This is a genomic window from Flammeovirga sp. AWQ4_249 (assembly GCF_056161045.1).
Genome location: NZ_JBSWYJ010000002.1, coordinates 44,440 through 56,944, shown reverse-complemented (window position 1 = coordinate 56,944; position 12,505 = coordinate 44,440). Strand labels below are relative to the sequence as shown.

11 protein-coding genes are annotated in these 12,505 nt (G+C 32.4%); 8 read left to right on the top strand and 3 right to left on the bottom strand.

Features of this window, described 5'->3' with window-relative positions; all coding sequences use genetic code 11:
- Positions 1–63 precede the first annotated feature (63 nt).
- The 5 genes from ACXAHM_RS02200 (at position 64) to ACXAHM_RS02180 (ending at position 6,511) form a co-directional block, all read left to right on the top strand.
- Complete coding sequence (locus ACXAHM_RS02200; protein WP_474958760.1) at positions 64–2,301, top strand: helix-turn-helix domain-containing protein; 2,238 nt, start codon at positions 64–66, stop codon at positions 2,299–2,301.
- 171 nt (positions 2,302–2,472) lie between these two features.
- Entirely contained in the window at positions 2,473–3,660 is a 1,188-nt protein-coding gene (fabV, locus tag ACXAHM_RS02195) for an enoyl-ACP reductase FabV (RefSeq protein WP_474958759.1), read from the top strand.
- 347 nt (positions 3,661–4,007) lie between these two features.
- Entirely contained in the window at positions 4,008–4,346 is a 339-nt protein-coding gene (locus tag ACXAHM_RS02190; RefSeq protein ID WP_474958758.1) for a hypothetical protein, read from the top strand.
- A 199-nt stretch (positions 4,347–4,545) separates the two neighbouring features.
- On the top strand, positions 4,546–5,397 hold the full coding sequence (locus ACXAHM_RS02185; RefSeq protein ID WP_474958757.1) for a tyrosine-type recombinase/integrase: 852 nt from the start codon (positions 4,546–4,548) through the stop codon (positions 5,395–5,397).
- Entirely contained in the window at positions 5,363–6,511 is a 1,149-nt protein-coding gene (locus ACXAHM_RS02180) for an IS91 family transposase (protein ID WP_474958756.1), read from the top strand. The genes ACXAHM_RS02185 and ACXAHM_RS02180 overlap by 35 nt, the downstream gene beginning before the upstream one ends.
- A gap of 300 nt (positions 6,512–6,811) precedes the next feature.
- Here ACXAHM_RS02180 and ACXAHM_RS02175 read toward each other — a convergent pair whose 3' ends face one another.
- Genes ACXAHM_RS02175 through ACXAHM_RS02165 form a run of 3 tightly spaced genes read right to left on the bottom strand, consistent with a single transcriptional unit; the run spans position 6,812 to position 9,071 of the window.
- Positions 6,812–7,264 carry a hypothetical protein gene (locus ACXAHM_RS02175; RefSeq protein WP_474958755.1) on the bottom strand — a complete coding sequence of 151 codons (453 nt, stop codon included), beginning with the start codon at positions 7,262–7,264 and terminating at the stop codon, positions 6,812–6,814.
- A 44-nt stretch (positions 7,265–7,308) separates the two neighbouring features.
- Positions 7,309–7,806, bottom strand: coding sequence for a GNAT family N-acetyltransferase (locus ACXAHM_RS02170; RefSeq protein WP_474958754.1), 498 nt, complete (start codon positions 7,804–7,806; stop codon positions 7,309–7,311).
- Complete coding sequence (locus tag ACXAHM_RS02165; protein WP_474958753.1) at positions 7,803–9,071, bottom strand: peptidoglycan DD-metalloendopeptidase family protein; 1,269 nt, start codon at positions 9,069–9,071, stop codon at positions 7,803–7,805. The genes ACXAHM_RS02170 and ACXAHM_RS02165 overlap by 4 nt, the downstream gene beginning before the upstream one ends.
- A gap of 340 nt (positions 9,072–9,411) precedes the next feature.
- Here ACXAHM_RS02165 and ACXAHM_RS02160 point away from each other — a divergent pair, with 340 nt between their 5' ends.
- From ACXAHM_RS02160 to ACXAHM_RS02150, 3 genes are all read left to right on the top strand, one after another.
- The gene (locus ACXAHM_RS02160; protein ID WP_474958752.1) at positions 9,412–10,590 is read left to right on the top strand and encodes a class I SAM-dependent methyltransferase; all 1,179 of its coding nucleotides are present in this window, start codon (positions 9,412–9,414) and stop codon (positions 10,588–10,590) included.
- Positions 10,591–10,697: 107 nt separating this feature from the next.
- Entirely contained in the window at positions 10,698–11,960 is a 1,263-nt protein-coding gene (gene hflX, locus ACXAHM_RS02155; RefSeq protein WP_474958751.1) for a GTPase HflX, read from the top strand.
- Positions 11,961–12,043: 83 nt separating this feature from the next.
- Positions 12,044–12,478, top strand: a complete 435-nt coding sequence (locus ACXAHM_RS02150) for a YybH family protein (protein ID WP_474958750.1) — start codon at positions 12,044–12,046, stop codon at positions 12,476–12,478.
- Positions 12,479–12,505: the final 27 nt, after the last annotated feature.

Here is a 12,505-nt window from a genome sequence, read left to right as displayed (position 1 = left end):
ATTACGCTTTTTATCGAAATTGAGTTTGTATCCAATTAAGAATTCTTTAAATCAGAACGATTCATGAAAAATGAATATGCAGAACTTGTTTCTCGCTATATCAATACTACAAACTGTAATGTTTTTTTAACAGGAAAAGCTGGAACTGGAAAAACAACTCTCTTACGATCTATAGAAAAAGAAACACATAAAAATGTAGCAGTGACAGCACCAACAGGTATTGCGGCAATCAATGCTGGAGGTGTAACAATTCATTCTTTATTTCAATTACCATTTGGCGCTTTTATTCCAGATGAAAATCTGAAGTTTGATGAAAATACAACGACAATTGCACATATTAATACACCCAAATCTCTTTTAAAACAGCTTCAAATGAATCGCTCAAAAAGAGATATTTTACGTCAATTAGAACTTTTAATTATAGACGAAGTCAGTATGTTAAGAGCGGATATGCTCGATGCAATTGATTTTATTTTAAGGTTAATTCGAAAGAGAAAAAATGAAGCTTTTGGTGGTGTTCAAGTTCTTTTTATTGGAGATATGTTACAATTGCCTCCAGTTGTAAAGAATGATGAATGGTTTCACCTAAATAAATATTACAATAACGCTTATTTTTTCAGTGCTAAAGTATTTCAAGAGACAAGTTTGGTACATGTTGCTCTTGAAAAAGTATATCGTCAATCTGACCCTGTTTTTGTTAATGTATTAAACAATCTAAGAGAAAATAAAACAACAGCTGATGATGTAAATGTATTGAATTCATTTTATGATCCAGAATTCAAACAATCTCTTGAAGATGGATACATTCAACTGACAACCCATAATAAAATAGCCAATGAAAAGAATGAAAGTTGGTTAAATAAGATAAAATCTAAGGAGTTTAAATATAAAGCCAAAGTAGAAGGAGATTTCAACGAAAATCAATATCCTAATGAAGAGGTATTAAGGTTTAAAAGAGGAGCTCAAGTAATGTTTATAAAAAATGACTACTCTGGTGAATCAAGATATTACAATGGGAAAATTGGTCATATTTCTTCTTTATCTCACGACGGCATTTATGTAGAATTTGATGATGGATCTCCTGAAGTAATGGTGGAGCCTTATGTTTGGGAAAACAAAAAATATGTATTGAATAAAGAAACCAATGAAGTAGAGGAAAAGCTTATAGGAGAATTTCATCAATACCCATTACGTCTTGCTTGGGCAATCACCGTACATAAAAGTCAAGGATTGACATTTGATAAAGCAATTATAGATGTTGGAAAAGCATTTGCGGCAGGACAAACCTATGTAGCTTTATCTCGATTGACTAGTTTAGATGGACTCGTTTTATCGTCTCCAATCTCTGCGAGAGGAATAGATATCGATCGTCATTTGAGTCATTTTACACAAAGTAATCAAACAGTTGAAGAGTTAAAACCAATCTTACAGCAACAAAGTAAGAACTATATTTATCAAACAATCTATAATGCTTTTAACTTCCAATTTCTTTCAGAACAATTACTGGAACATGTTGCCTCTTACAATATGGATGGAAATATGTCACGAAAAATGGCTCATAAAGAGTGGGCGAAAGCGATACATGAAAAGGTCAAAGGTTTTGTGAAAGTAGGTAATAAATTTATCCATGAAGTTCATAAAATTATAACAGAAGAAGAGAAAGGTTATATTATTCATCTTTTAGATAGAGTACATAAAGCCAATAAATATTTTGATGCTCAGTTTAAAGAGGAACATAATAATATTCAAAATAAGATTACTTCTTTAGATGGAGTTCCAGGAGTAATTGGTTATAGAAATGAATTAGTCGCTTTATCTTCGTTATTCTATCAACGTGCTCAAAAACTATTAAGAGCGGAGCGATTGATTATTTCTTATCAGAAAAATGAAGATTTAAAGAAAGAAGATGTAGGGAAGCCCGATTATAAGATTTCTCATAAAGCAACAGAAGTAAAATCTTATGAAAAACCAAAAGCTAAATCAATTGCTGAAAAGAAACCAAAACTTTCTTCACATATAGAAACCTATATTTTATTTAGAAAAGGAAAAGATATAGGTGAAATTGCAAAAGAGAGAGGAATTACAACGACTTCAGTAGAAACACATTTTGCAAAATTGATTGCTCAAGGTAAAATTGATATCAAAGAAGTTTTATCCAATAAGAAGAGAATTATCATAGAAGGAGAACTTGATGAAGCAGAATCAATGTCTTTAAAAGCAATTAAAGAAAGTCTTGGAGATCGTTATTCTTATGCAGATATCAAATATGTAATTGCTTCTAGAGAAGCAGGTAACCTATAATTTGTGAGTAATTATTCATTACTTAAAGAATCCTATAGTTTGGAGTAATATCTATATTTCAGGTCAATTTTTCTTAAAAAAATTTATACCTTTGGGGGTTCAAAAAAATAGGACCATTTATTTTTAAGTCAAATTTCGCCCTAAAAAGCGAATGTAAATAGAGAACAAACAATGATTATTGAACCTAAAACTAGAGGTTTCATCTGTTTGACATCACACCCTACTGGATGTGAACAAAATGTGATCAATCAGATTGAATATGTGAAGTCAAAAGGAGAAATTGACGGTGCTAAAAAAGTATTGGTAATTGGTGCATCTACAGGTTTTGGATTAGCATCTAGAATTACAAGTGCATTTGGTTCTGGGGCTGCAACTATCGGTGTATTTTTAGAAAAAGGTCCATCAGCAGGTCGCCCAGCTTCACCAGGTTGGTACAATAGTGCTGCATTTGAAAAACAAGCTTCAGAAGCAGGATTATATGCTAAAAGTATCAATGGAGATGCTTTCTCTAACGAAATCAAAAAGCAAACTATCGATATGATCAAAGAAGACTTAGGTCAAGTTGATCTTGTTATCTATAGCTTAGCTTCTCCAGTGAGAACTAACCCTAATACAGGTAAAAGACATAAATCGGTATTAAAGCCGATCGGAGATGTATTCTCAAATAAAACAGTTGATTTCCATACAGGTAATGTTACTGAGGTAACTATCCAACCTGCAACAGAAGACGATATCGCTAATACTGTAGAAGTAATGGGCGGTGAAGACTGGGAAATGTGGATCGACGCAATGAAAGAAGCAGGTGTTTTAGCAGAAGGTTGCAAAACATTCGCTTACTCTTATATCGGACCAAAATTAACGGAACCAGTATACAGAAAAGGTACTATTGGTGCTGCTAAGGACCACTTAGAAGCTACTGCTTTCAAAATCGCTGATAAATTAAAAGATATCAACGGTAATGCAGTTGTTTCAGTAAACAAAGCTTTAGTAACACAAGCTTCTTCAGCGATTCCTGTTATTCCTTTATATATTTCATTATTGTATAAAATCATGAAGGCAAAAGGAATTCACGAAGGTTGTATCGAGCAAATCCAACGTTTATATGCTGACCGTATCTATGGTGATGATATGAAATTGGATGAAAAAGGTAGAATACGTATCGACGATTGGGAAATGCGTGAAGATGTTCAAGCTGAAGTAGATAAACTTTGGGCTGAGGCAACTACTGAAAACTTACCTGAAATCGGTGATCTGAAAGGATACTCTGATGACTTCTTTAACCTATTTGGTTTCAATGTAGAAGGAGTAAATTATGATGCTGATGTAAATGAAGTTGTTGAAATTCCTTCAATTTCATAAGTAACATATAGAAAGTTATTTCGACTTTCAATCAAAAAGCCATAGTGGATAGAACATCTACTATGGCTTTTTTTTATCGTTGATTTTAATGGTTAACGTATGTTTGCAGGTGTTTTCTGTCCACTTCATGTCTTTAATTTTCTTTATTGTACATTTTAAATAAATCTAATTTTCTATTTGTTAAGCCTTTAAATTCATTCATATCTATTCATCATAAAATAATTCCTAAATACATTTCTCAATAATAGCCATAATACATTCTGTGTACGGTATTCAATCAACTTTTTTATTTATCTCAATTTTATTCTAACTACATGAAACGTATGCTGCTTGTTTTATTCGTGTTTTTGCACACGTTTATTTTTGCACAAAATCAAGAAGAGGAATATAGAGTTCCTCCAAAAGAAGTGGATATTGGTGATACGATGATTACCTATAATACATTAAAACTGTATCATCCTGCATCACATAAGAAACAAAAGATTCAACCTTTTAAGGAGTATAAAGTGGTTGATATCAAGCAAACGCAAAAGAAAAAAAACACTATTTTTCTTTTTAATAAAGTAGAAAAAATTCAATTCTTAATCGAAGATAAGCAACATCAAGTCTTTGTTTTAGAAGGGAAATATATATCCTATTTCTTGATTTTTAAGACCTTAATCGATAAAACAAAAGGTACTTTTTAACCCTGACTATTTTTATTAGCTCAAAGGGAATTAGTGCTCAATAATAATTATTTATTGTTGAACAAAAGCTCCGCTAGCTAAAGCCCTCCTATTCTTATATTTGCATCTTAATTTAATTGTAAATTTTTAAGCTATTTAAGATGAAAAAAAAGAGACGATAGTCGAAAAAGCGAAACGTGTTGTTCCTGATTTTAAAAACATGTTTGATCAAGTGTATCAGAACATGATATTGAGTGGAAAATCTACTTCTACCTTTAATAACTACATGAGAACTATCGCTAGCATATCATTGTATTTTAAAAAGGTACCTCTTGAACTTTCCGATGATCAAATTAATGATTATCTACTTCTCCTCAAAGAAAAAAATAATACTTCTTACACGATCTTCAAACATTATGTATATGCCCTAAGATATATCTTTAGATTAAGTGATAGAGATGATAGAGCAATACGCCTACCCACTTTAAAAAGAAATGATTCTATCCCTGATATTTTATCTATTGATGAGTGTAAAATCATTTTCAAAACTCCTAAACATTTAAAACACAGAGTATTATTTGCTTTAATATATGCAGCTGGACTCCGAATTAGAGAAGCTGCACGGCTAAAAGTTGCTGATATAGATTTTGAGCGTATGACAATTTATATACGCGATACAAAATACAGTAAAAATAGAATTGTTCCTCTTTCAAAAACCATAAAAGTAGGATTGGAAAAATACTTAAAACATGTAAGACCAAAAGTATGGTTATTCGAAGGTTACGATAATAGTAAACACATGGCTACCAACTCTATAGGTACAATTTTTCGTGAAACACTGAAGAAAACCAACATCAAAAAAAGAGTCACGATCCATACTTTGAGACACACCTACGCCACGCATTGCATCGAAATGGGAATGGACCCCTTCACTTTGAAGGAACTACTTGGACATGAAGCATTACAAACGACTCTGATTTATCTAAACCTTGCCACCATCAAAAAATCCAATTCTTTCTCCCCTTTCGATAAGATCTATGCAACCAAAAATAGAGATCGCTCAGATTCTTAATAAGCAACAGTTTTGGAGGACGTCTACACAGTTTTTGGCTAGGCAAAAATTCGATTTACATGCCATGACAATCTGCCGGACAGCTCAGATGGGAAGGCACCTGGATCATTGCGAAAATTGTAAAGAAGTGCGTGTTTCTTATAACAGTTGTAGAAATAGAAATTGTCCAAAGTGTCAAGCAACGTATAGAGAAAAATGGATTTTGAAACGGGAAGAAGAAGTACTTGATGTGCCTTATTTTCATACAGTTTTTACAGTGCCTCATCACCTAAACCCACTGTTTTTGAACTATCCAAAAGAGATATATAATTGCCTTTTTGAAGCGACTTGGGAGACAATCAAAAACTTCGGAAAAGTCTCTTTTGAAGGTGAAATGGGGATGATTGCCGTTTTGCATACATGGGGTCAAAACTTGACATTACACCCTCATCTACATTGTATTATTCCGGGTGGAGCATTATGTCATGGTAAACATTGGAAGAGTACTGATCAAACAGGAAAATATCTTTTTCCAGCAAAAGGACTTGCGAAAATGTTTAGAGCAAAGCTTATCCATAAAATCAGAGAAAAAAGTACAATAAGAACACTTTTCGAAGGTGAAATTGCTAGAAATTGCTTTCAAAAAGAATGGGTAGTTTATGCAAAAAGACCATTTGGCGGAGCGAAACAAATCATCCAATATCTTGGAAGATATACGCATAAAACAGCTATTTCTAATCATCGATTATTAGATTATTCGGAGGGGAAAGTCACTTTCGCGTACAAGGATTACAGGCAAGGTGGAAAGAAAAAAGAGATGACTCTTTCTGACATTGAATTCATCCAAAGGTATGCTAGACATCTCCTACCAAAAGGCTTCCGAAGGATACGACATTTTGGCTTTTACAATGGAGCTATAAAGAAAAAGAGAGTGGAGAAAATCAGAGTATCCATTGGTCAAAAACCTCCAAAAATCATCGAATGGGACTGGATTAAAATTTCAGTTGAAAGACTAGGTTATGATCCAAAAAAATGTCCTTGTTGTGGTGAAAGAACAATGGTGATTATGCCTAGAATTACTCATCAGCGTGCACCTCCAAAACTAAAAAGTGATGTGGTGGATACTTTGAATTAACTTCTTCTGACCTCATTTTTTTGCTTATGAAAATAAGCCTGGAACGTTACACCCTAGACTTTCCAAAATGAGCAAGTTTCAGCAAAAAAAGAAAGAAGATTTCTTCTAATAATTCAACTTTTGACAATAATTCGGAGTAAAGAAAAAACAGTATCCACAAAAAAGACCTTCCGAGTAATCGAAAAGTCCATCCTAATTTCCATACAAGTCTGTATTTCATGGCTACACCGCCATTGTTCAACTAGGGCTTAATTTTTGGGTTTTGACCAAAACTAAGCCCTAATTATTGGGTGCTTTTTCCTAAAAAATAGGCTCAAAAGCATGAGCATCTGCTTCTGTTACATCAACATCCAATTCATTTCCAATAGAAAATAACTCACTTTCCTCTAAATGTTTTTCTAACCAAGGAAATAATATTCTCTCTTCAAACCGTATATGACTATTCAGAAATAAGCCTAATATTTTTGCTTGGTCAAAGATGTCTTCTGTAAATGCATTGATATTATTGACCATCTGATGAATCATTTGATGATCATTTAAGAATTTAGTTTTTAATTTTTCATCATGAATAAAATGAAGGAAAGCATTTTCTTCCTCTTCTAGATGTTTTTCTAAGAGATTTTTATAGTAGTCGTTGATATACTCTAGTACAACTTCAGGTGATGTATTGTCAACTTTTTTTAATCGGCTGCAAAAAAGTAATCCATGGTGATGATCATGGGATAATGGAATAAGGTTTTCGTTTCTCTTCATACTTTAATTTATCAATAAATAAGGATAAATTAAAGGGATTAGTTTTAATGCTTTAAGATTTTTTCATAGCAATTGAATTCACCTTTTCTGAAGATTACAGTACCTCTATTTACATAGCCCATTTTTTCATAAACAGCATTAGAGATGTAATTTTTACGGAAGGCGTCAAAACGTAAAGAAGATAAGTTATTATTTAATGCTAACTCTTCACCATACTTTATTAATTTTTTGGCAATACCTTTTCCTTGATGATCAGAATGTACAGAAAGACGGTGCATGACTAAGAAATCACTTTTTTTATTCAACCAATCAATGTCGTTGTATTCTACATCATACTCTGCATTGAAAATGACATAACCTATCAATCGATCTCCTTCAAAAAAACCAAAGGCATCCGTTTTATCAATATCTGAAGTAATATCGTTTAACGTAGGGTATTGTTCATCCCATTGATCAATACCCATTGCTCGCATTTTTGTAGTGACACTTTTGATGATTTCAAGTGCACTATTGCTGTCGGATTGAATTAATTTTCTGATCATTTACTTTCTTTTTCAGAGACAGTTAATTCTAATTGATCCAACTCTTTTTTCATTGGTTTAATGAAAGTTTGATAGTCGGTGATCAATGAATCAGGGAGTGGATCAGACGAAGGAATTTCTTGTCTTCTTGGATCTACCTGCTTACCATTTTTCCAGAATCTAAAACATAAATGTGGTCCAGTAGCTAATCCTGTTTTACCTACATAACCAATCACATCTCCTTGTTTTACAGATACGCCATTACGAATGCCTTTTTTGATTTTTGACATATGTAAATATTGCGTAGTATAAACGGAGTTATGTCTCACTTTTACATAATTACCATTGTATCTAGAATATTTAGCAGCCACAACTACTCCGTCACCAACACTATGAATTGGAGTGCCTATTGGAGCAGCGTAATCAGTTCCTAAGTGAGCCTTATATCTTTTTTGAACAGGATGATAACGTCTTCTTGAAAACGATGAAGATATTCTTGAAAAATGTAGTGGAGCCTTTAGAAACTCTTTTCTTAAACTATTTCCATTCTCATCGAAAAATTCGTCTTTGTCTTTATACATATAATCAAAAGCATAGTAATCTTTTCCCATATGCTTGAAATATGCAGCTTCTATATGATCAATACCGATAACTTCTCCATCTACTTTTTGCTCAAATAAAATTACTTTAAAAGCATCTCCTTTTTGGATATGGAAGAAGTCAATTTGCCAAGCAAAAACATCAGAAAGTGCATTTACCAAAGCAGGTGATTCATCAAGATCAATTAGAGATTGATATAATGACAAATCAATAGAAGCACCAACTTCTTTTTTTACAATTTCAATAGGCTTCTCTCCAAGGTATACTTTATTTGAATCTAAAAGATCAAAAACTACATAATGAATAGGATCTTGTTGGTAGATGAAATATTGTAAAGTTTCTGTAGAGTCTTGTGCTTTTAATAGTGTATAATCATTCCCTCTTTTCAATTTTCGAACATCAAAAACAGGCTTGGAGTTATTGGCTAATTGAAATATAGTAGGGTAATCTACATTGTTATCTGCGAGAATGTCTGAAAGATTTTCATTTCTCTTTACAGCATGTTGTTCTACCAATAATGTATCTACATTAATATCAAATAAATAAGTAGAAGTATCTACTTCTATGAAAGTTGAATCTACTTCTAAGTCTGTTTGTGTTTCTTGAGACCTTTGGTCACATCCAATTAAAAATGCACCCGTGATAGATAAGAATAAAATATGTCTTAAAAATGAGAATTTATACATCTACTCTAATGAATCTTGTTTGTGAAATGAGATAATTTGACGTTGATAACAAATGAAGAATATGAATATTCAGTGCTAATCCGGATGAATGTATCATTAATATACATCTTATACAACTTTTTAAATTTTTATAAGATTAATAGATAAATCTTATCAGAATATTAAAAATTAGTAGAGTCTCTATTTTTATGAAATTATCAGCCTATCCATTTTTTAAAAGAGGAATTCAGAATGAAAAACCTTTGTTTTTTTTATTTCATTAAGAGCTATTGTTCAAATTCACAAGACTTTAGCATAATAAATATGTAATTTTGTAGATTCATCAAAAATTAGGAGAATTATGAGTCTTATAAATGTCGATAAATTTGAACAGCAACTAAGGGATAGCTTGAAAAATAATACCCTTATCAAAATCACTTTATCGAACAAAAGAAATAAAGAAGCGGAATTAAAATCGATCAACGGTAAATTGGTGCAATTGAAAAAAGGTTTACACCTTTCTTGTATTCATAGATACCCTACAAATGATATTACGAAGAATATTCCTTTTGATGAGATCGTAGACACAGTAATGAAGTATTTAGAAGAAGATTTCTATAATGCTGACTTATACACTGTAGAAAACGATTTTCATTTATTGATTTCTCCTAAAAACTCTGCAAAGTTGAGAGTTAAGGCTGCTTCCATGAAAGCTCAAGCTGAATTGCAGCACGATAAACAAAAGAAAAGATTAATTGATACGAAAGGAAATGTATACCTTCAAGAACTTGGTGTAACCACTAAGGAATATAAAGTAAAAAATAGCATGCAGGATAAATACCGTCAACTCAATAAATATATTGAGATTATTGAAGGTATTTTAAAGAATGTGGACCTTTCAGGTAATTATAATGTAGTAGATATGGGAGCCGGTAAAGGTTACTTAACTTTTGCACTTTATGATTATCTTAAAAATGTTGTAAAGCAGACTCCAGAAGTGATTGGTGTAGAGATGCGTCCTGAATTGGTAGAGAAGTGTAATGACATTGCTGAAAAATCACACTTTGATCATCTTACTTTTAAAGAAGGAACAATCAAGGATGTAGATCTTCCTGCAATTGACTTGTTGATTGCTTTACATGCATGTGATACAGCCACTGATGATGCGATCTATAGAGGAATTGAAGCAAAATCTAAAGTAATTGTTTGTGCACCTTGTTGTCATAAACAAGTGCGAAAGCAATTGGAACCACAAGATAGCTTAAATAAGATTACTCAATTTGGTATCTTAAAGGAAAGACAAGCTGAATTGTTGACGGATGGTATTCGTGCGTTGATTATGGAAGCTTATGGGTATAAAACGAAAGTTTTTGAATTCATTACCACTGAACATACGCCAAAAAATGTATTGGTAGTGGGTGTTCAAGATGAAATTAGAGATACTCCAAAACCTGAAGTTGTAGCTCAAATCAATGAAATCAAGAAGATACATGGTATTACAACGCATCATTTAGAAACTCTTTTAGGAATGAATGCTTAATTAATGTAGGTCGATTGCATTAATTGTATTAAATTTGTTTAAACAAAACTTGCTAAATCAAACTGAAAAAGTTGAAAATTGATTTAGACAATTAAAATAAGATATACTTGAAAAAAGAATTTCATCATATACGCGACAATAAGGCGCCTCAAGCTGTACTTGTAGGTTTAGCAATTAAAGACCAAAAAGTCGAAAAAGCTCAAGAATATTTGGATGAGCTTGCTTTTTTAGCATCAACTTTAGGGATTGAAACTAAGAAAATGTTTATCCAACGCCTGGATCATCCTGATAAAAAATACTTCGTCGGGAAAGGCAAATTAGAAGAGATCATTACCTATGTGAAGGCTGAGGGCATAGATACCATCATTTTTGACGATGATTTGTCGTCTGCTCACTCTAGAAACTTGGATAGAGAAGTGGAAGATATCATGATTATTGACCGTTCTTTATTGATCCTTCAAATTTTTGCAATGAGAGCAAAATCTTCTCAAGCAAAAACACAAGTAGAGCTTGCACAATACCAATATATGTTACCAAGATTGACGAACTTATGGACTCACCACTCAAGACAGCGTGGTGGTGTTGGTATGAAAGGTCCTGGTGAAACAGAATTGGAAACAGATAAGCGTATCATCCGTGATAAAATCAGTTTATTACGTAAAAAGCTGAAGAAAATTGCGGTGCAATCTGATTTGAGAAGAAAAGGCAGGGACAAAGAAGTTCGTGTTGCGTTAGTAGGGTATACCAACGTTGGAAAATCTACGATTATGCGCTTATTGAGTAAAGCTGATGTCTTTGCAGAAAATAAACTATTCGCAACGGTAGATTCTACAGTAAGGAAAATTACGATGAACAATGTACCTTTCTTAATGACAGATACAGTAGGTTTTATTCGTAAACTACCGACAACACTTATTGAATCTTTTAAATCAACATTGGATGAGATCGTAGAAGCAGATATTCTTATTCATGTTGTTGATGTATCTCATGAATCTTTCGAGGAACATGTTACTGTTGTCAATAACACTTTGAAAGAAATCAATGCTACAGATAAACCAACCTTATTAGTATTTAATAAAGTAGATAATTTTATTGATAAGGAATATCCTCCATTTGAAGAACACCCTCCTGCTACAATTGAAGAGTGGAAAGAGAGTTATTTAGCTAAAGAAAATAATTCTGTTTTTGTTTCTGCATTGAAAGATGAAGGTGTTGAAGAATTGAAGAGAAAAATCTTTGAACTTGTTTCTGATAAGTTTTATAAAATATATCCCAACCACCATTCCTTTGCTTATAATCAATTATGGTTAAAGCATGGTGAAAATTGGGCTGAAGCATTAAACGATGATGAAGAAGATACAGACGAATAAATCTTCTTTATCTCAAAAACACCTATGTATTTATAGATTCACTATGAATATGTAGGTGTTTACCTTTAACTACACTTTTTTAGATGAAAAATTATTTTTTACTTCTTTTACTATCTTTTCTATTCGGCTGTTCACAATCTAAAGTAAATGAAACAGAAGAAATCAATCAAATTAAGAAGGTATTAAAAACACAAGAAGCTTCTTGGAATCAAGGTGATTTAGATCAATTTATGATAGGTTACTGGGAATCAGATCAACTTATGTTTATTGGTAAAAGTGGCTTGACTTATGGGTGGAATGAAACACTTGCGAATTACAAAAAAGGGTATCCTGATGTAAAAGCAATGGGGAAATTGAATTTTACATTATTAGAAACTGAACTATTAGCAGATAATGTAGCACTCGTAGTAGGGAAGTGGCATTTAACCCGTGAGACAAAAGATCTAGAAGGTCATTTTTCATTAGTTTGGAAAAAGATCGATGGTCAATGGGTGATTATTGCGGATCATTCAAGTTAACCTACAACCAAATTTTATAAACTACCC